General features: G+C 63.6%; 18 protein-coding genes. 14 read left to right on the top strand and 4 right to left on the bottom strand.

The genetic code is table 11. The features are described from left to right. Positions 1-40: 40 nt before the first annotated feature. The 3 genes from BSY18_RS07920 to BSY18_RS07930 form a co-directional block, all read right to left on the bottom strand. Positions 41-1,813: a cation:proton antiporter domain-containing protein gene (locus BSY18_RS07920; protein WP_069050236.1), complete on the bottom strand. Its 1,773-nt coding sequence runs from the start codon at positions 1,811-1,813 to the stop codon at positions 41-43. A gap of 61 nt (positions 1,814-1,874) precedes the next feature. After that, positions 1,875-3,509 (bottom strand): bifunctional GNAT family N-acetyltransferase/carbon-nitrogen hydrolase family protein, encoded by a 1,635-nt coding sequence (locus BSY18_RS07925; protein ID WP_054134573.1) that lies wholly within the window; start codon positions 3,507-3,509, stop codon positions 1,875-1,877. A 7-nt stretch (positions 3,510-3,516) separates the two neighbouring features. Then, positions 3,517-4,737, bottom strand: a complete 1,221-nt coding sequence (locus BSY18_RS07930) for an NADP-dependent isocitrate dehydrogenase (RefSeq protein WP_054134574.1) — start codon at positions 4,735-4,737, stop codon at positions 3,517-3,519. A gap of 212 nt (positions 4,738-4,949) precedes the next feature. Here BSY18_RS07930 and BSY18_RS07935 point away from each other — a divergent pair, with 212 nt between their 5' ends. Then, positions 4,950-5,684 carry a phosphatidylserine decarboxylase gene (locus tag BSY18_RS07935; protein WP_054134575.1) on the top strand — a complete coding sequence of 245 codons (735 nt, stop codon included), beginning with the start codon at positions 4,950-4,952 and terminating at the stop codon, positions 5,682-5,684. A 157-nt stretch (positions 5,685-5,841) separates the two neighbouring features. Continuing rightward, the gene (locus BSY18_RS07940; protein WP_054134779.1) at positions 5,842-6,561 is read left to right on the top strand and encodes a CDP-alcohol phosphatidyltransferase family protein; all 720 of its coding nucleotides are present in this window, start codon (positions 5,842-5,844) and stop codon (positions 6,559-6,561) included. Here BSY18_RS07940 and BSY18_RS07945 read toward each other — a convergent pair. Then, the gene (locus BSY18_RS07945; protein ID WP_069050237.1) at positions 6,530-6,811 is read right to left on the bottom strand and encodes a hypothetical protein; all 282 of its coding nucleotides are present in this window, start codon (positions 6,809-6,811) and stop codon (positions 6,530-6,532) included. The genes BSY18_RS07940 and BSY18_RS07945 overlap by 32 nt on opposite strands. Before the next feature lie 350 nt (positions 6,812-7,161). Here BSY18_RS07945 and rpsB point away from each other — a divergent pair, with 350 nt between their 5' ends. The 12 genes from rpsB to rpmE all read left to right on the top strand — a co-directional run bounded on the left by rpsB (position 7,162) and on the right by rpmE (position 18,760). Further along, positions 7,162-8,004: a 30S ribosomal protein S2 gene (rpsB, locus tag BSY18_RS07950; RefSeq protein ID WP_069050238.1), complete on the top strand. Its 843-nt coding sequence runs from the start codon at positions 7,162-7,164 to the stop codon at positions 8,002-8,004. A 138-nt stretch (positions 8,005-8,142) separates the two neighbouring features. Then, positions 8,143-9,066, top strand: coding sequence for a translation elongation factor Ts (gene tsf, locus BSY18_RS07955; protein ID WP_054134780.1), 924 nt, complete (start codon positions 8,143-8,145; stop codon positions 9,064-9,066). 195 nt (positions 9,067-9,261) lie between these two features. After that, positions 9,262-9,984: a UMP kinase gene (pyrH, locus tag BSY18_RS07960; protein ID WP_054134578.1), complete on the top strand. Its 723-nt coding sequence runs from the start codon at positions 9,262-9,264 to the stop codon at positions 9,982-9,984. A gap of 4 nt (positions 9,985-9,988) precedes the next feature. Beyond that, entirely contained in the window at positions 9,989-10,546 is a 558-nt protein-coding gene (frr, locus tag BSY18_RS07965) for a ribosome recycling factor (protein ID WP_054134579.1), read from the top strand. 119 nt (positions 10,547-10,665) lie between these two features. Continuing rightward, positions 10,666-11,334 (top strand): polyprenyl diphosphate synthase, encoded by a 669-nt coding sequence (uppS, locus tag BSY18_RS07970; RefSeq protein WP_236823511.1) that lies wholly within the window; start codon positions 10,666-10,668, stop codon positions 11,332-11,334. Continuing rightward, complete coding sequence (locus BSY18_RS07975) at positions 11,321-12,127, top strand: phosphatidate cytidylyltransferase (protein ID WP_069050239.1); 807 nt, start codon at positions 11,321-11,323, stop codon at positions 12,125-12,127. The genes uppS and BSY18_RS07975 overlap by 14 nt, the downstream gene beginning before the upstream one ends. Before the next feature lie 8 nt (positions 12,128-12,135). Beyond that, complete coding sequence (gene dxr / locus BSY18_RS07980) at positions 12,136-13,341, top strand: 1-deoxy-D-xylulose-5-phosphate reductoisomerase (protein ID WP_083231366.1); 1,206 nt, start codon at positions 12,136-12,138, stop codon at positions 13,339-13,341. A 9-nt stretch (positions 13,342-13,350) separates the two neighbouring features. Next, complete coding sequence (rseP, locus tag BSY18_RS07985) at positions 13,351-14,463, top strand: RIP metalloprotease RseP (protein ID WP_069050240.1); 1,113 nt, start codon at positions 13,351-13,353, stop codon at positions 14,461-14,463. 118 nt (positions 14,464-14,581) lie between these two features. After that, positions 14,582-17,254, top strand: a complete 2,673-nt coding sequence (gene bamA, locus BSY18_RS07990; protein WP_083231367.1) for an outer membrane protein assembly factor BamA — start codon at positions 14,582-14,584, stop codon at positions 17,252-17,254. Continuing rightward, positions 17,254-17,940 (top strand): OmpH family outer membrane protein, encoded by a 687-nt coding sequence (locus tag BSY18_RS07995; protein ID WP_054134582.1) that lies wholly within the window; start codon positions 17,254-17,256, stop codon positions 17,938-17,940. The genes bamA and BSY18_RS07995 overlap by 1 nt, the downstream gene beginning before the upstream one ends. Positions 17,941-17,958: 18 nt before the next feature. Next, positions 17,959-18,417 carry a 3-hydroxyacyl-ACP dehydratase FabZ gene (gene fabZ / locus BSY18_RS08000; RefSeq protein ID WP_069050241.1) on the top strand — a complete coding sequence of 153 codons (459 nt, stop codon included), beginning with the start codon at positions 17,959-17,961 and terminating at the stop codon, positions 18,415-18,417. A gap of 112 nt (positions 18,418-18,529) precedes the next feature. Next, positions 18,530-18,760 (top strand): 50S ribosomal protein L31, encoded by a 231-nt coding sequence (gene rpmE, locus BSY18_RS08005; RefSeq protein ID WP_054134584.1) that lies wholly within the window; start codon positions 18,530-18,532, stop codon positions 18,758-18,760. Positions 18,761-18,952: the final 192 nt, after the last annotated feature.

Raw genomic sequence — 18,952 nt, forward strand, 5'->3', positions numbered from 1 at the left:
ATCTCTCTCCTCCCGCAAGCGGGAGGGGAGAGACAAGGCCCTACCCCGCAGCGACCTCGCTGGAGCGCAATGCGGGCTTCTCGTCGAGTTCGCCCTCGTCCATGATCCGGCGGCGCATCTCGTCGCGCTTTTCGTGGATCGACGCGATGACGTGGCCCATCGCTATCCCCAGATCGACCAACAGCGCCTCGGAAAGCTGCAGCGAGCTTTCCAGCGCTTCGGGCACCGCAAGCGTGGCTCCGGCGCGGTAAAGCTCGGCGGCGTGCTCGGTATCGCGCGCACGGGCGATGATGGTGAGGTCGGGAACCCAGCCGTGCACGCGGCGCACGATCTGCACCGCCAGCACCGGATCGTCCATCGTCAAGATCAGCGCGCGGGCATGGCCCAGCCGCAGCCGGTCGAGCAGTTCGGGGCGCGCGACATCGCCAAACACGATCGGGACGCCGGAGCGCCGCGCGTCCATCACCACATCGACATTGGATTCCACCGCGACATAGGGCTGCTGGTGCTGCTTGAGCATGTCCGCGATGATCTCGCCGACACGGCCATAGCCGAAGATCACGGTGCGGTCGTTGGCGATATCCGACTGGTCGATCGGCGCAGCGTCGCTGGCGCGCATCTCGAGGTGCCGGGCCATGGTGTGGCCGAGCTTGGCGAGCAGCGGGGTGATGGTGAGCCCGATCGCGGTGACGATCTGCCAGAACTGCGCGGTCGATGCTTGGATCAGCTGCGCCTGCACCGCGGCCGCGAGCACGATGAGCGTGGTCTCGGACGGGCTGGCCATCAGCACGCCGGCCTCTGCCGCCGTCCCGCGCCGCGCGCCTGCGACGCGCAGCAACAACCCGGTCACCACCGCCTTGACCACCAGCACGCCGACCACCGCGATCGCGAGTTCCTGCCAATAAGCGGCGATCACGCGAAGATCGATCGACATGCCCACGGTGATCAGGAACACGCCCAGCGCCAGGCCCTTGAACGGTTCGATCAGGATTTCGACCTCGCCGCGATATTCGGTCTCGGCGATGATCAACCCCGCGAGCAGCGCGCCCACGATCGGCGACAGCCCGACCGACGCGGTCGCAAGGCTGGCGGTGATCACCACCAGCAGGCTGGCGGCAAGAAACAGCTCGGGGCTCTTGGTGCGTGCGGCCTGCGCGAACATGCGCGGCAGCACCAGCCGGCCCAGCACCAGCATGGCGACCACGGTGGCTACGCCCAGCAGCAGTGTCATGGCGAGGCTGGTGGCCCCCACCGCCCCCGCCATCGGTGCCAGCGCGCCGAGCAGGAAGATGATCGGCACGATCGCCACATCCTCGAACAGAAGCATCGCCAGCGCCGCGCGGCCCACCGGCGAGGTGGTGCCCGACATCGGCAGCACCAGCGCGGTGGACGACAACGCCAGCGCCAGCCCGAGGCCGATCGCGCCGCTCCAGTTCTGCCCGGCAAGGTTGAGCGCAGCGCCGATGATCAGCGCTGACAGCAAAAGCTCGGCGGCACCCACACCGAACACCAATTTGCGCAGGCTCCACAACCGCTTGAACGACAGCTCCAGCCCGATCGTGAACAGCAGCAGGATGATGCCGAACTCGGCATAGGGCCCGATCGATTCCGCATCGGTGATGGTGATGTGGTACAGCCAGGGATATTCATCCACCAGCGATCCCAGCCCCGAAGGCCCGACCAGAATACCGATCAGCAGAAACCCGATGATCGGCGTTATCCGGAAGCGGGCGAAGGCCGGGATGACGATCCCGGCCGCGCCCAGAATGACCAGGGCGTCGCTGAAAACCGGATTGTCGAGCGGATTGTGCATGGATCAGGTAATGACCGATGCCGCCGCGGCTGTCAGCCTTTAATCGCGCCGTGGCAGCGCTTTATCCGCCGCCGCCGCCCTGCGGCCCGGCAGGCGCCGCCTGCCGTGCGCGCTCGCGCTTGGCAGCGGCCGTGCCGCGTCCCACTGCGCGGTCCCATTCGATGTGATAGAGATCGTAGCGGCGGTCGCCCAGGTTGCGGACCGTGCCCTCGCTGCGTGCCCAGCTAAGGTCGTCCAGGTTCACATCGCTGATCGTCAGCGTCTCGACATTCTCGCTGGCTTCGGCGGCGATGCCGTCGCGCGCGAACGGAAGGTCGCAGGGCGTCAGGATGCAACTTTGCGAATACTGGATATCCATGTTCTCGACATCGGGCAGATTGCCGACATTGCCCGACATCACGACATAGCACTGGTTCTCGATCGCGCGCGCCTGGCAACAATAGCGCACGCGCATATACGCCTCGCGGCTGTCGGTGCAGAACGGCACGAAGATGATCCGCGCGCCTTCGTCCGCCAGACGTCGCGCCAGCTCTGGAAACTCGCTGTCATAGCAGATCAGCACGCCGATCGGACCGCAATCGGTCTGGATTGCATCGATGCTGTCGCCGCCCTTGATCTTCCACCAGTAGCGCTCGTTGGGCGTGGGGTGGATTTTTTCCTGCGCGTGGATCGATCCGTCGCGCAGCGCCACCAGCGCGATGTTCTGGATATCGCCATCGTCGGCGCGCGTGGGGTGCGATCCGCCGATGATATTGATGTTGTATTCCATCGCCATCCGGGTGAGTTCGTCGCGGATGCGCGGAGTGAATTCGCTGAGCGCCTCGATTGCCTCCTGCGGCCCCATCTTCTTCTTGGCGAAGGAGAGCAGCGACATGGTGAACATTTCGGGAAACAGCACGAAATCGGCTTTGTAGTCGGCTGCCACATCGACAAAATATTCGACGTTGCGCACGAACTCCTCGAAATTCGCGACCGCACGCGCCTGGAATTGCACCGTGGCGAGGCGAACGCTCTCCACACCGCGCGGAACGCGGTGGGTCGGCGGCTCGTCTGGGTTTACATAGGGGTTGCGCCACACCATTTGCACCGCATGGCCGCGCGATTGCTTGTCCTCGGGCAGATAGCGGGTGAGGATGCCGACCGGCGCGAAGCCGTTTGCGATCTGGAAGCCGATCACCGGATCGCGCAACTTGCCGTCGATCACCTTGGCGAGGTAATCTTCCGGACTGTCCGTCTTCTTGGTGCGCTTGGCCTTGTCATATCCCGGGATCCGCCCGGCAAAGACGATGCCGTTGAGATCGAGCAGTTCGGCGAGCGCGCGCCGGGCCTCGTACAGACGCTTCCCGATGCGTACGCCGCGCTGCGCCGGATCGACGCACATCTCATAGCCGTACAGCCATTCGCCGGTGGGCACATGGCGCGTGCCGAATCCGTTTCCGCTGATCTCTTCCCAGTCGTGCGGGGCGAACGCCATCGCCTCGGTGACCCGAGACGAGGCGCAGTAACCAACGATCTCGCCGTCCAGAATGGCGACGAACTGGCCCTGGGGAAAGTTGTTGATCTGCCCGCGCAGCTCACCGAATTTGTACGGTGGCAGGCTGGGATAGGCACGCTCGACCAGTTGCGATATTCCGGGAATATCACCCCGCCGGGCCTGCCGTACCTCCAACCGTGCCTTGCTGCTGCGCTGTGCCATCAACGCCTTACGCCCAGGTGCCCATTTCCGTTTCGAGGTTCTGGCGAATCGCTTCGAAGAACTGCTCGGTGGTCATCCATGCCTGATCGGGGCCGATGAGGATCGCCAGATCCTTGGTCATCGCGCCGCTTTCGACGGTTTCCACGCAAACACGCTCGAGCGTTTCGGCAAAGCGCACCACTTCTGGCGTCTCGTCGAAGCGGCCGCGATAGATGAGGCCGCGGGTCCAGGCGAAGATCGACGCGATCGGGTTGGTCGAGGTCGCCTTGCCCTGCTGGTGCATGCGATAGTGGCGGGTGACCGTGCCGTGAGCGGCTTCGGCTTCCACCGTCTTGCCATCCGGGGTCATCAGCACCGAGGTCATCAGACCCAGCGAACCAAAGCCCTGCGCGACGGTGTCAGACTGCACGTCGCCGTCATAGTTCTTGCACGCCCAGACGAACTTGCCCGACCATTTCAGCGCCGATGCGACCATGTCGTCGATCAGGCGATGCTGATAGGTGATGCCGGCTGCATCGAACTTGTCCTTGAATTCGGCCTGGAAGACCTCTTCGAAGATGTCCTTGAAGCGGCCGTCATAGGCCTTGAGGATGGTGTTCTTGGTCGACAGATACGTCGGCCATCCGCGATCGAGACCATAGTTCATCGAGGCGCGGGCGAAATCGGCGATGGAATCATCGAGGTTGTACATCGCCATGGCGACGCCCGAGGACGGGAACTGGAACACTTCCTCGTCGATCTTGGTGCCGTCCTCGCCTTCGAATACGAGACGCAGCTTGCCAGGGCCGGGGACACGGAAATCGGTGGCCTTGTACTGGTCGCCAAAGGCGTGACGGCCGACCACGATCGGGTCGGTCCAGCCGGGAACCAGACGCGGAATGTTCGAGATCACGATCGGCTCGCGGAAGACCACGCCGCCCAGAATGTTGCGGATCGTGCCGTTGGGCGACTTCCACATCTTCTTGAGATTGAACTCCTCGACGCGCTGTTCGTCGGGGGTAATCGTCGCGCACTTGACGCCAACGCCATGCTCGCGGATCGCGTTGGAGGCATCGACGGTGATCTTGTCGTTGGTCTCGTCACGCTTCTCGACCGAAAGATCGTAATATTTCAGATCGATATCGAGATAGGGCAGGATCAGGCGTTCGCGGATCCACTCCCAGATGATGCGGGTCATTTCGTCGCCGTCGATCTCGACGACGGGCTTGGCTACTTTTATCTTGGCCATGCGGGATTTGCGCCTTCTTGCTAGGGAGGAATCGTAGAATGGGACGCTCTTAGCAAAGTCCGCCCATGTTTCAACCGTGCAGCACCCGGTCCCGGCGCCTGCGCGTGCGGGCGCTGGTAAGCGCATGATAATGCTGCGTTGCAACACGGTTCGCCGCGCAAGGCGGGGTTTGGGCGTTGTCACACCCGCCTGCAGCCCCTAAGAGGTCCGGCATGTCGCAAGAATTACTGGATAACCGGGGCAAGGGCCTGGCGAGCTGGAGCATGCCGCCGGTACACCCGGAGGGACGCAAGTTTGCGGTCGCCGCCGCTGCCATGACGCTGATCTTCGCGTTGCTGGCATGGGAAACACTGGCCTGGCCGATGGCCGGGATAACCTTGTGGATCCTCGCCTTTTTCCGCGATCCGGCACGGGTCACACCGCTCGACGAGCGGCTGGTGGTGGCGCCTGCCGACGGTTTGTGCACGATGATCGAGCTGGTGCCGCCGCCCGTGGAACTGGCCGGGGCCGAAGGCCTTGGAACCGATCCGATGTACCGGGTTTCCATTTTCATGAGCGTGTTCGACGTCCACATCAACCGCGCCCCGATTGGCGGCACGATCCGCCGGATCGTCTACATATCGGGCAAGTTCCTCAACGCAGATCTCGACAAGGCCAGCGACGAGAACGAGCGCCAGCACATCATGATCGAGCGCAGCGATGGCGCGCGCATCGGGTTCACGCAGATCGCGGGACTGGTCGCGCGGCGGATCGTGCCGTTCATCAAGGAAGGCGATTTTGTCGCCGTCGGCCAGCGGGTCGGGCTGATCCGCTTCGGCAGCCGCGTGGATGTCTATCTGCCCCTGGGCACTGCGCCTGCGGTGGTCAAGGGGCAGCGGATCGTCGCCGGCGAGACCATTCTGGCCGTGATCGGCGAGACCCCGGTGCGCGAGGGAATTTCGCACTGATGCCCGGCACCGCCGCCCTCCCCGCCTGCCCTGCGCCGACCAAGGATATTCTGGCATGACCGATCCCGATCCTCTGGAACGCCGCGGACGGCGCGGCCCGATCCGCTATCTTGCCGGCAGGCGGCTGCGGCTGCGCGAGGGGCTGACGCTGCGCGCGATGGTGCCCAATGCGATCACCGCGACCGCTTTGTGCTGCGGCCTCACCGGCGTCCGCTTTGCCATGGATGGCATATGGCCGCTTGCCGCGGGCGCTATAGTGCTTGCAGGCGTGCTTGACGGGATCGACGGCCGTGTGGCCCGTATGCTGAAAGCACAGAGCCGCTTTGGTGCGGAACTGGACTCGCTTGCCGATTCCATTGCCTTCGGTGTCTCGCCCGCGCTGTTAATGTTCCTGTGGTCGCTCAACGAACTGCCGCGGTTCGGCTGGCTGATCGCGCTCGCGCTGGCGGTGTGCTGCGCGCTTCGTCTTGCCCGCTTCAACGCCCAGATCGATCTGGAAGACCAGCCGCACAAGTCCGCCGGCTACATGACTGGTGTGCCCGCACCCGCTGGCGCCGGGCTGGCCATGTTGCCGCTGTATCTGTGGATGGAAACCGGGATCGAGGAACTTCGCCACTATACGGTGGTCGCCCCGTGGATCCTGCTGATTGCGTTCCTGATGATCTCCAACGTCGCGACCTTCAGCTGGTCATCGCTGCGGCTGCGCAAGAACATCAGGCTTGAGGCACTGGCGCTGTTCGCTCTCACCGCCGCGTCACTGCTGACCATGCCGTGGATCACGCTCACCGCGATCTGCGTGGTTTATCTGACCCTGATCCCTTTCGGCATCCGGTCCTATTCCAAGGTCAGGCGGCAGCGCGCCAGCCAGCAGGGCTGACCTCAGCGACCATTGCCGCCTTGCGCGGAAGGGCAACGACCGTCCGCGGTGCAAAGTCGGGTGCAGGTGAGGGGTTGAACCGCACCGCCGGACGCATTCCGCCCGTCACGACGCGATCATCTCCCAAGGCGCGATACTGCGCAAACAGCGCGTCGATCCGGTCGACCGAGCCCGTGAGCGATCGGTTGATCGTAAACACGGCAAATGCCGCTGCGCAGGTGAAAAACAGGGCGGTGATGACAGCAACCATGGCAAGTTTTCCTCGGCCTCACCCGCTTGCGGTCCAGACCGGATGCGGGAACATGTGGATAACGTTGTGGACAAGCCCAGGTTCCCAAAACCCCGGTCGGGTGGCGGGTTAACCCTGTTTGTTTGCCCTTTGTTCCACCTACGTTCTGTTCCGTCAAGCGGAAAAATGTCCCCGCGCGCCATAAAATGCTGGATTTCGCTCCGATGAGAGCTTAAGGGCGCGCTCGTCTGTGGCGCAGTGCCGCAGTCAATCCACATGGAAGACATACATACCGGTGCCCCGGCGGCCCTTTGAGGGCATGTCCAGCAGGTTCCCGTCTTCCAGAGGCACAACCGGAAAGGAATTAGCTTATGGCGGCACCTGTCGTCACGATGCAGCAGCTTATCGAAGCTGGAGCACACTTCGGTCACCAGACCCACCGCTGGAACCCGCGCATGAAGCCGTACATCTTCGGCGCGCGCAACGGCATCCACATCCTCGACCTGTCGCAGACCGTGCCGCTGTTCGCGCGCGCTCTCGAGTTCGTGTCGGCCACCGTCCAGGCTGGCGGCAAGGTTCTGTTCGTTGGCACCAAGCGCCAGGCACAGTCGCCGATCGCCGATGCGGCCCGCGCCAGCGGCCAGCATTTCGTCAACCACCGCTGGCTGGGCGGCATGCTCACCAACTGGAAGACCATCTCGGGTTCGATCAAGCGCCTCAAGACGCTCGAAGAGCAGCTCGCCGGGGACACCTCGGGCTTCACCAAGAAAGAAGTCCTGCAGCTGACCCGCGAACGCGACAAGCTGGAACTTTCGCTCGGCGGCATCCGCGACATGGGCGGCATTCCCGACGTGATGTTCGTGATCGACGCCAACAAGGAAGATCTCGCCATCAAGGAAGCCAACGTGCTTGGCATCCCGGTGATCGCGATCCTCGATTCGAACGTCGACCCGCAGGGCATCGCCTTCCCCGTCCCCGCCAATGACGATGCAGCGCGCGCCGTGCGCCTGTATTGCGATGCCATCGCCGCTGCTGCCACCAAGGGCCGCACCGGTGCCGTGGTCGAATCGGGCCAGGACGTCGGCGCGATGGCCGAACCGCCGGCAGAAGCAGCGCTTGAAGAAGCGCCTGCCGAGCCCGAAGTTTCGGCTGCCGAATTCACCGGTGCCGAATCGACCCCGGAAGAAGCCGGCGACGCAGCTCCGGCTGCCTGATCGGACGGCTTGATGTGATCGGGCGAGCCATCGCTCACCCGCTTACTTCGCAAAACTGACACATGCAGGGGCTACGGGCCGGGCACTGGCCCGCACCTGTGGCCCCTGCAACCACATTTCAAGACAAGGAACATGAACATGGCTGTTATAACCGCTGCTAATGTTAAGGAACTGCGTGAGCGCACCGGCGCCGGCATGATGGACGCCAAGAAGGCGCTGACCGAAGCCGATGGCGACATCGAAGCCGCCGTTGACGCACTTCGCGCCAAGGGCCTCGCCACCGCGCAGAAGAAGTCGAGCCGCACCGCCGCCGAAGGCCTCGTCGGCATTCAGGTCGAAGGCCTCAAGGGCGTCGCTGTCGAAGTGAACAGCGAAACCGATTTCGTCGCCAAGAACGAACAGTTCCAGGATTTCGTCCGCAAGGTGACGTCGGTTGCCATGTCCACGGGCGACGATGTCGACACGCTCAAGGCTGCTCCCTATCCCGATGGCGAGACCGTCGGCGAAAAGCTGACCAACTCGATCGCCACCATCGGCGAAAACCAGTCGATCCGTCGCATCAAGACCGTCTCGGTCGCGCAGGGTGCCGTCGTTTCGTACATGCACAACGCCGTTGCGCCGAACCTCGGCAAGATCGGCGTGCTGGTCGCGCTCGAAGGCGATGTGTCGGCTGACATTCTGGAGCCGCTGGGCAAGCAGATCGGCATGCACATTGCCGCTGCCTTCCCGCTGGCGCTGAACAGCGATGGCCTGGACGCCGAGATGATCGCGCGCGAACGCAAGATCGCCGAGGAAAAGGCTGCCGAAAGCGGCAAGCCCGCCGAAGTGCAGGCCAAGATGGTCGATGGCGCGATCGCCAAGTTCGGCAAGGAAAACGCGCTGCTCAGCCAGCTGTTCGTGATCGACAACAAGACCCCGATCGCCGACGTGGTGGCCAAGGCCGCCAAGGACGCGGGCGGCAAGATCACGCTCAAGGACTATGTCCGCTTCCAGCTCGGCGAAGGCATCGAGAAGGAAGAAACCGACTTTGCTGCAGAAGTGGCAGCAGCCGCCGGTCTGTAAGAGACCCGGCGCCAACGCCCATGAAAACGGCGGGCAGCCTCGCGCTGTCCGCCGTTTGCGTCTCGATCTGGCGCCTGCCACCAACCACGCCAGAGCTGGCTGCCAAACGTGCTTGGCAGTCGCGCAACCACTGACTATGGTGCGCGCCACGCGTCGCCCCCGTGCGCCCGATTAGCCTTCATCACCGGAAAAACCATGACCATCCCCTCCTATCGCCGCATCCTCTTGAAGCTGTCGGGGGAAGCCTTGATGGGCGACGGCCAGTACGGCATCGATCCGGCGACGGTGACCCGCATGGCGGGCGAAGTGAAGGCGGCAAAGGATACCGGGCTTGAAATCTGCCTGGTCATCGGCGGCGGCAATATCTTCCGCGGCATGGCCGGCGCTGCCAAGGGCATGGACCGGGCGCAGGCCGATTATATGGGCATGCTCGCCACCGTGATGAACGCCCTGGCCATGCAGAGCGCGCTCGAGCAGCTCGGCGTCCCCACCCGCGTGCAATCCGCGATCGAGATGGACAAGGTGTGCGAGCCGGTGATCCGCCGCCGGGCACAGCGGCACCTCGAAAAGGGCCGCGTAGTGATCTTCGCAGCCGGCGTCGGGGCTCCTTACTTCACCACCGATTCCGGCGCGGCCCTGCGCGCTGCCGAAATGAAGTGCGATGCGCTGCTCAAGGGCACCAGCGTCGATGGCGTCTACAACGCCGATCCCAAGCTGGATCCAAATGCGGTGCGTTACGATACATTGAGTTATGACCGGGTGTTGCAAGACAATCTGAAGGTCATGGACGCCAGCGCCGTGGCCCTGTGCCGCGACAATTCCATCCCCATCGTCGTGTTCTCGATCCGCGAACAGGGCAACCTTGCCCGCGTTCTCAGCGGCCAAGGCACGGCAACCACCGTACATCAGAAGGACTGAACCTGTGGCACAGTTTGACAAGAAAGACCTTGAGCGCCGGATGAACGGCGCGGTGGAATCGCTGAAGGGCGATCTGTCCGGCCTGCGCACCGGCCGCGCCAATGTGGCGCTGCTCGATCCGGTGACGGTCGAAGTCTATGGTTCGCACATGCCGCTGACCCAGATCGCCACCGTCTCGGCGCCCGAGCCGCGCATGCTCTCGGTGCAGGTATGGGACAAGTCGAACGTCGGCCCCGCCGACAAGGCGATCCGCTCGGCGGGCCTCGGCCTAAACCCGATCATGGACGGCCAGACGCTGCGCCTGCCCATCCCCGACCTTACCGAGGATCGCCGCAAGGAACTCGCCAAGCTCGCCGGACAATATGCCGAAAAGGCCCGCATCGCGATCCGCAATGTCCGCCGCGACGGCATGGATTCGCTCAAGACCGACGAGAAAAAGGGCGTGATCAGCGAGGACGAGCGCAAGCGCTTCGAAACCGAGGTGCAGAAGCTGACCGATGAGATCATCGCGCAGGCCGACGCCGCCGCCACCCAGAAGGAAAAGGAAATTCTGGGTCAGTGATCTTCCGCTCCGGCCCCAAACATTCCAAGGCTGTTCAGGCCAAGGCCGTGCAGGAGGCAGCCTCTCATCTGCATGCAGACGGGGCGCCCGAGCATGGCGTTCGCCATGCGGCGATCATCATGGACGGCAACGGCCGCTGGGCCGCGAAGCGCGGCGTTCCGCGCTTCATCGGCCACAAGCAGGGCGTCGAGGCGGTCCGTACCACGGTACGCGCCGCGCGCGACATGGGGTTGGAGGCGCTGACGCTGTACGCGTTCTCATCCGAAAACTGGAAGCGGCCCGAAGATGAGGTGGCCGACCTGATGGGTCTGCTGCGCCATTTCATCCGCGCCGATGTCGACGAGTTCATCGCCAACAATGTCCGGCTCAAGATCATCGGCAATTACAAGGCGTTGGCGCCCGATCTGGTCGAGATGATCGACGATGTCGTCGACCGCACTGCCGCCAACACCGGCACGACGCTGGCCATAGCGCTCAATTATGGCGCGCAGGACGAAATGCTGCGCGCGGTGCAGGCGCTGGCCCGGGCCGCCGCCAGGGGCGAGATCGACCCCGCAGCGATCCAGACCGCGCATATCGAAGCCGCACTCGACACGTCCGACCTGCCCCCGCTCGATCTGCTGATCCGCACATCGGGCGAACAGCGGCTGAGCAATTTCCTGCTGTGGCAGGCAGCCTATGCCGAGCTGTATTTCACCGACATGCTCTGGCCAGATTTCGACGGCGCGGCCTTGAAAGCGGCGCTGGATTCGTTCGCCGCGCGCGAAAGGCGTTTTGGTGGCCGCTGACCCCGTCCGCCGCTCGCTGTTCGGCAATGATCTGGCGGTCCGCACCCTGTCCGGCGTGGTGCTGGTGGCCATTGCCGGCGTCGCGTTGTGGCTGGGCGGCGTCGCGTTCTGGCTGCTGCTGATGGCGGGCGCGCTCACCATGCAGCACGAATGGGCGGGCCTGGTCGGGCGGCTGGAGCGCAGGCGGCTGTCCATGCTGGCACTGATGGCCTCGCTGTCGATGCTTTCGCCCTTCGCCGATGGCCCGGGCTTCCTGTCGTTCGGATTCATCATCGGCGGCGCCTTCTTCATCGCCACGATCGATCGCAGCTTCAAATTGGCCTGGGGCGTGTTCTACTGCGCGCTTCCGGTGATGGCGTTGCTGTACCTGCGCCAGCAGGACAACGGACTGCTGCTCGCCTTCTGGACGATGGCGACCGTCTGGGCGACCGATGTCGGCGCCTATTTTGCCGGGCGCGGGATCGGCGGGCCCAAGATTGCGCCGTCGATCAGCCCGAGCAAGACATGGGCGGGGCTTGCCGGCGGCATGATCGCCGCGCTGGGTTTCGCGCTGTTCATGCACACCCAGTTTGCCCTGCCCTATGTGCTGGTACTGGCAAGCGCGCCGCTGGCGATCATCGCGCAAATGGGTGATTTTCTGGAGAGCTGGATGAAGCGTCAGGCGGGTGTCAAGGATTCGGGGACGCTGATCCCCGGCCATGGCGGCATCCTCGACCGCGTCGACGGTCTGGTGCCGGTGGCGCCGGTCGTCGCACTGCTGGTTGCAGGCAATGCGTTTTGGGCGCTAGGATAGTCTTTCATATGTCGCGACCCAACATGCTCTCCTCCGGCAGGACTGTGCCGCCGCCGTCTGCGTTTCCGCGCAGCGTCAGCATCTTTGGTGCCACCGGATCGGTGGGCACCTCGACGCTCGATCTCGTCCGGCTGAACCCCGCCGCCTATCGCGTGGTCGCATTGACCGCGAACAGCGATGCGCAGGGTCTTGCTCGGCTGGCTCGCGAATTCTCCGCCGAGGTCGCGGTCATCGGCGACCCTGCGCAGCACGACGCGCTGGCCGATGCGCTCGAAGGGTCGGGCATCCAGGCCTGGTCGGGGCCGCAGGCGCTGCTCGATGCGGCAGATATCGATGCCGACTGGACGATGGCCGCGATCGTCGGATGTGCAGGGCTCGCCCCGATCATGCGCAGCCTGCTGCGCGGTCGATCGGTCGCGCTCGCCAACAAGGAGGCGCTGGTCTCTTCGGGCGCGCTGATGATCGAGGCCGCGCGCTCCAGCGGGGCCACGCTGCTCCCCGTCGATTCTGAACACAACGCGATTTTTCAGTGCCTTGCGGGCGGAAACATCGACGAGGTCGAAAGCATCACGCTGACCGCCAGCGGCGGACCGTTCCGCACCTGGACATCCGAGCAGATGCGTGTCGCGCGGCCCGATCAGGCTGTCGCGCACCCCAACTGGTCGATGGGCGCCAAAATCTCGGTCGACAGCGCCACGATGTTCAACAAGGGCCTCGAACTGATCGAGGCGCACCATTTGTTTCCCGTCGGGCTCGATGCGATCCGCATCCTCGTCCATCCGCAATCGGTGATCCACTCGATGGTCGAATACCGCGACCGCTCGACGCTGGCGCAGCTGGGATCGCCCGACATGAAGATCCCCATCGCCAGCGCGCTCGCCTGGCCGCAGCGGATCGCCACGCAGTGCGCGCCGCTGGATCTGGCGACCATCGGCCAGCTGACCTTCGAGCCGTTGGACGATGAACGCTTCCCCGGCCCCGGCATCTGCCGCGCGGCGATTGCCGCAGGTGGCGGCGCGCCGGCGATTCTCAACGCCGCCAACGAAATTGCCGTCGCCGCCTTCCTCGCCGGACGCATCGGCTTTCTCGATATCGCCGCAATTGTATCGCAGGTGCTGGCAGGTTATACCCCGCCTGCGCCGCAATGCCTGCAGGATGTGCTGGCCATCGACAGTGAAGCGCGGACCATCGCGGCTGCAGCGATCAAGACCTAAGGACTGACATTGAGCGAAAACCCCGGATTCCTGCTGACCGTCCTCGCCTTTCTGCTCGTGCTCGGGCCACTCGTCTTCGTTCACGAGATGGGCCATTATCTGGTCGGACGCTGGTTCGGGGTGAAGGCGGAGTCGTTCTCGATCGGCTTTGGCCGCGAGATCGCCGGCTGGACCGACAAGCGCGGCACCCGCTGGAAGCTGGGGATGCTGCCGCTGGGCGGCTATGTCCAGTTTGCAGGCGACATGGATCCTTCCAGCCGCGCCAATCCCGACTGGGTCGCGCTCCCGGCAGAAGAGCGCAACCGCACCTTCCAGTCCAAGACATTGTGGCAGCGTGCACTGATCGTGTTTGCAGGGCCCGCGATCAACTTTCTGTTCGCCATCCTGATTCTCGCAGGATTCGCCTTTGCCTATGGCAAGAGTGTGACCCCGCCGGTGGTCGCCGCTTTGGTCCCCTCCTCCGCCGCTGCCGAGGCCGGTCTGCTGCCGGGCGACAAGATTGTCTCGATCGACGGCGAGGCGGTCGAATGGTTCGACGAGGTCGGCCGCAAGATTGCCCATCGTCCCGGTGAGCGGATCACCATGCGCGCCGAGCGCGATGGCGCGATACGCGAATTCAGCTTCCCGATCGGCGTCGAGATCCAGAAGGATCGCTTCGACAACGAATACCGCATCGGGCGGCTGGGCATCATGTCGGCCAAGCCCGTGGTTCGCCCCGTGTCGCTGCTGGAGGCGCCGGTGGTTGCTGTCCAGCGCACCGGCGACATCGTGCAGTTGATGGTCGCGACCCTGGGCCAGGTCATCACGGGGCGCCGCTCGGTCGCCGAGCTGGGCGGGCCGCTCAAGATCGCGCAGGTTTCCGGCGAACAGCTCTCGGCGGGAGTGGATGACTTCATCTTCTTCATCGCGCTGATTTCAATTAACTTGGGGTTCATCAACCTGCTGCCAATCCCCATGCTCGATGGCGGACATCTGCTGTTCTATGCGGTTGAGGCGATCCGGCGCAAACCGGCGAACCCCAGGGTCATGGAATGGGCATTCCGGTCGGGTCTGGCAGCAGTGCTGGCGCTGATGGTGTTCGTTACCGTAAACGATCTGGCGTCCTTCGGCCTGCTGGGCTGAAAGACTGGTTGATTGATTGCGGCGGATGATGCAGGGGTTTGCGCACCGGGGCGGGTTATCGGACGGCATCTACAGGGACCGTCTGATGTGTTTTATGGCTTAGGGTGGGTCTTTTTCCGTGAAATCTGAACAGAAAATCGCCATTGGCGTGCGAGCCCTGGGCCTGTTGCTGGGGTCTACGATACTTGCGGGGACTCCGACTGCGGCGTTTGCCCAGACCACCGGACCGGTTGCGCCGCCTGCGGCTGCACCTGCTGCGGTCCCCGCACCCGTGCTGCCCCAGGGTCAGCAGATCCGGTCGATCACCGTCAACGGCTCGCAGCGGATCGAGGCGGATACCGTTCGCTCCTATATCCAGCTGCGCGTGGGCGACATCTACACCCAGGTCGCGGCCGACCAGGCGCTGCGCGACCTGTTCGAGACCGAGCTGTTCGCCGATGTCTCGATCCGCAACAACGACGGTGCGGTGGTGATCGACGTCAAGGAAAACCCGGTGATCAACCGCGTGATCCTCGAAGGCAACAAGCGGATCAAGGACGACAAGATCCTTCCCGAAATCCGGCTGTCTCCGCGCCAGATCTTCACCCGTACCAAGGTGCGCGCCGATGTCGCGCGCATCATCGAGCTGTACAAGCGACAGGGCCGTTTTGCTGCGACCGTCGAGCCGAAGATGGTCCAGCAGGACCAGAACCGCGTCGATGTGGTGTTCGAAATTACCGAAGGACCCAAGTCCAAGGTCCGCCAGATCAACATTCTGGGCAACGAGAAGTTTTCCGATGGCCAGCTGCGCGGTGAAATGGTCACCAAGCAGTCTCGCTTCTATCGCTTCTTCAGCTCGGGCGATGCCTATGATCCGGACAAGATGGCGTTCGACCAGCAGAAGCTGCGTCAGTTCTATCTGACCCAGGGCTATGCCGACTTCCGCGTGATCTCCGCCGTTGCCGAACTGACGCCCGACAAGCGCGACTTCATCATCACCTATGTGGTCGAGGAAGGCGAACGCTACAAGTTCGGCGACGTGGCCGTCGAAAGCCAGATCCGCGACTTCTCCGAAGAAGGCCTCAAGGCCCAGCTGTCGATGAAGACCGGCGACTGGTACAATGCCAAGCTGGTCGAAGACACGGTCGAGCAGCTCAGCGAGACCGCAGGCCTGTTCGGCTATGCGTTTGCCGATGTGCGGCCCAACTTCAACCGCGACCGTGAAACGCTCACCATGGGCATCACCTTCGAGCTCGCGGAATCGGCGCGCGTCTATGTCGAGCGGATCGACATCAACGGCAACACGCTGACCCAGGACAAGATCATCCGGCGCGAGTTCCGTCTCAACGAAGGCGATGCGTTCAACAGCTTCCTGGTCAAGCGCTCTGAAAATCGCATCAATTCGCTCGGCTATTTCCAGGAAAAGTTCGAGATCGAACAGAAGCAGGGCAGCGCTCCTGACCGCATCATCCTGGAAGCGAACGTCGAGGAAAAGGCGACCGGCGAGCTCCAGCTGTCGGCCGGTTTCTCGTCGATCGAGAACTTCATCCTGCAGGCGTCGATCCGCCAGCGCAACTTCCGCGGCAAGGGCCAGACGGTCGGCGCAAGCGTCAACTATTCGCGCTTCTCGCAGGGGATCAACCTCAGCTTCACCGAACCTTATGTGTTCGACAAGAACATCTCGTTCGGTGCGGACATCTTCCGCCGCGATCTCAACAGCTTCAACTTCGTCGGCAACTCGCGCAACACCACCTTCGAGCAGCTGACCACCGGCGCCTCGTTCCGGCTGGGCGTGCCGCTGACCGAATATGTGTCGGCGCTGCTGCGCTACTCGCTGACCGTCGATGACGTGACGCTGGATCGCGACCAGTTCTTCTCCGATCTCAACGGCGACGGCACGCTCGAGTGCGATCCCGTTCGCGCCGGCTTCTTCCTGTGCGACAACCTGGGCAAGCGCACGACGTCACTGATCGGCTACTCGCTGATCTATGATGATCGCGACAACCGCATCCGCCCGACGCGTGGCCAGAACATCACGCTGTCGCAGGACTTTGCCGGACTTGGCGGCGCGGTGAGCTATCTGCGCACCCGTCTTAACGCCTCCAAGCACTGGCGGATCGGCCGCAGCGGCTTCATCTTCACTGTCGCGGCAGAGGGCGGCCATATCATGGCCTTCGAAAACCGCGGGACCCCGGCACAGGGTATCGACGATATCCGCCTGACCGACCGCTTCTTCCTGGGCCAGCCGCAGATCCGCGGTTTCGACATCCGCGGCGTCGGTCCGCGCGTCATCCGTTCGGGCTTCAATCCGGAAATCGTCAACGGCCAGATCGTCAACACGATCGTGACCGAACGGCGCAACCGGGTCGACGACGCGCTGGGTGGACGGTCTTACTATCTGGCGCGTGCAGAACTCGACATTCCGCTGGGCAGCGGCGCGCGCGAACTGGGCTTGCGGCCTTCGGTGTTCGTCGATGCCGGCGCGGTATTCGGTGTGGTCCAGCCTCTGCTGCAGACCCCGCAGAACCGCGACCCGGTGACCGGCGCGCTTCAATATCTCACGGTCGATGCCAATGGCGCGATTGCGGTGACCACCAATGCGGTGAACGCCAATGGCCAGCCCAACACCCCCAGTCTTGCCTTCACCGAAAGGTTCTTCGGCGATTCGCCCAAGCCACGCGTTTCCGTGGGCTTTGGCGTCAACTGGAACTCGCCATTCGGCCCGTTCCGCATCGATATTGCCCGTGCCCTGCTCAAGGAGCCGGGCGACGACACCCGTCTGTTCACATTCAACGTAGGGACTCAGTTCTGATGAAAACTCTTCTGAAATGCACCGCCGCAGCTCTGATGGCATTCGGCACCGTTGCTTCGGGCGTCATCGCGCCTGCCATGGCCCAGACCGTGCAGGGCATCGGCATTGCCGATCAGCGCCGCGCCGTCGTGGAATCGGCTGCGTTCGTGAACGCCAACGCTGCACGCCCGACCACCTACAAGGCGCAGTATGATGCGGCGCAGGCGAAGTCGAACCAGATCCGTCAGCAGCTCGAGCCGCTGGTGACCAAGTTCAACGCCGACGTTCAGGCACCCAACGCCCAGGCCAATCAGGCAGCTTTGCAGCAGCAGCTCGGCCAGATTCAGGGCCTTCGTGAACAGGGTTCGCAGGAAGTCCAGGAAATCCTGCAGCCCGTCGCGCTGTCGGAAGCCTATGTTCTCGAGCAGATCAGCGACAAGTTCGACGCGGCCGTTCGTGCAGCGATGACCAAGCGCAAGATCAGCGTTGTCTTCGAAGTCGGATCGACCCTCGCGCACAACGACGCCTACGACCTGACCAAGGACATCACCGCCGAGCTGAACGCTGCCATTCCCACCGCGCAGCTGGTTCCCCCGCAGGGCTGGCTGCCCCGCGCGCAGCGTGAACAGCAGGCCCGTCAGGCCGCTGCCAGCGGTGCCGCTGCAGCACCGGCAGCGCCTGCCGCGCAGCAGCCCGAAGGCCGGTAATTTCCGGAGCATCGCGGCATGACCGACGGCGAGCAGCCCTATGACATCCTGAAGGTGCTGGCGGCGCTTCCGCACCGCTATCCCATGCTGCTCGTTGATCGCGTGGCCCGGCTGGATAAGGACCAGTCGATCCACGCGATCAAGGCCGTCAGCATGAACGAGCCCTTCTTCCAGGGGCACTTCCCTGGCCGTCCGATCATGCCCGGCGTGTTGATCATCGAGGCGCTGGCGCAGGCTGCTGGCATTCTCGCGGTCGAATCGATGGGCCTGGCCGGTTCGGGCAAGCTCGTCTATTTCATGGCGATCGATGGCGCGAAGTTCCGGGTTCCGGTGGAACCCGGCGTGCTTCTCGATCTCCACGCCGAGTTTGAACAGAAGCGCGCCAAGGTGTGCAAGTTCAAGGCGCGCGCGGAAATGAACGGCAAGCTGGCCTGCGAAGTCAGCTTCACCGCGATGATCGCCGATCCGCCCGCCTGATCGGCCGGCTACGCCAAAACCCTTGCTTTCGGGCGCGCAGCCCGTTATGCGCGCCGCTTCCCATTCATCCTGCAGGCTGGTCGGAACCAGCCGTTTGACGAGGACCAAACTTATGAAGACCGATATCCATCCCGACTATCACATGATCAACGTCAAGATGACCGACGGCACCGTCTACCAGACCCGCTCGACCTGGGGCAAGGAAGGCGACACGCTGCAGCTGGATATCGATCCGACCTCGCACCCGGCATGGACCGGCGGCAACCAGCGCATGCTGGACGCAGGCGGCCAGGTTGCACGCTTCAACAAGCGTTTCGGCGGACTGTCGCTCAAGAAGGGCTGATCGCTCCGATCCGCTTCGACATTATGAAAAGGGCTGCGAACCGATCGGTTTGCAGCCCTTTTTTGTTGCGCTGAACTTTACGGTTCCCCTGCGAAGGCAGGGGCCCATCTCGTGCTCTCTCGAAATCGCGCTTGCCTGTTTAAAGGGGCGCACCGCTCGGGTTTGATGCCGATCCGACAATGGGCAGAGTTC

Source organism: Blastomonas sp. RAC04 (assembly GCF_001713435.1).
GTDB classification, from domain to species: domain Bacteria; phylum Pseudomonadota; class Alphaproteobacteria; order Sphingomonadales; family Sphingomonadaceae; genus Blastomonas; species Blastomonas fulva.

What these genes read in the sequence shown, in the direction of transcription:
- BSY18_RS07920 (WP_069050236.1), bottom strand. Translation starts at nt 1,813, where the DNA reads ATGCACAATCCGCTCGACAATCCGGTTTTCAGCGACGCCCTGGTCATT.
- BSY18_RS07925 (WP_054134573.1), bottom strand. Translation starts at nt 3,509, where the DNA reads ATGGCACAGCGCAGCAGCAAGGCACGGTTGGAGGTACGGCAGGCCCGG.
- BSY18_RS07930 (WP_054134574.1), bottom strand. Translation starts at nt 4,737, where the DNA reads ATGGCCAAGATAAAAGTAGCCAAGCCCGTCGTCGAGATCGACGGCGAC.
- BSY18_RS07935 (WP_054134575.1), top strand. Translation starts at nt 4,950, where the DNA reads ATGTCGCAAGAATTACTGGATAACCGGGGCAAGGGCCTGGCGAGCTGG.
- BSY18_RS07940 (WP_054134779.1), top strand. Translation starts at nt 5,842, where the DNA reads ATGGTGCCCAATGCGATCACCGCGACCGCTTTGTGCTGCGGCCTCACC.
- BSY18_RS07945 (WP_069050237.1), bottom strand. Translation starts at nt 6,811, where the DNA reads ATGGTTGCTGTCATCACCGCCCTGTTTTTCACCTGCGCAGCGGCATTT.
- rpsB (WP_069050238.1), top strand. Translation starts at nt 7,162, where the DNA reads ATGGCGGCACCTGTCGTCACGATGCAGCAGCTTATCGAAGCTGGAGCA.
- tsf (WP_054134780.1), top strand. Translation starts at nt 8,143, where the DNA reads ATGGCTGTTATAACCGCTGCTAATGTTAAGGAACTGCGTGAGCGCACC.
- pyrH (WP_054134578.1), top strand. Translation starts at nt 9,262, where the DNA reads ATGACCATCCCCTCCTATCGCCGCATCCTCTTGAAGCTGTCGGGGGAA.
- uppS (WP_236823511.1), top strand. Translation starts at nt 10,666, where the DNA reads ATGGACGGCAACGGCCGCTGGGCCGCGAAGCGCGGCGTTCCGCGCTTC.
- dxr (WP_083231366.1), top strand. Translation starts at nt 12,136, where the DNA reads ATGTCGCGACCCAACATGCTCTCCTCCGGCAGGACTGTGCCGCCGCCG.
- BSY18_RS07995 (WP_054134582.1), top strand. Translation starts at nt 17,254, where the DNA reads ATGAAAACTCTTCTGAAATGCACCGCCGCAGCTCTGATGGCATTCGGC.
- fabZ (WP_069050241.1), top strand. Translation starts at nt 17,959, where the DNA reads ATGACCGACGGCGAGCAGCCCTATGACATCCTGAAGGTGCTGGCGGCG.
- rpmE (WP_054134584.1), top strand. Translation starts at nt 18,530, where the DNA reads ATGAAGACCGATATCCATCCCGACTATCACATGATCAACGTCAAGATG.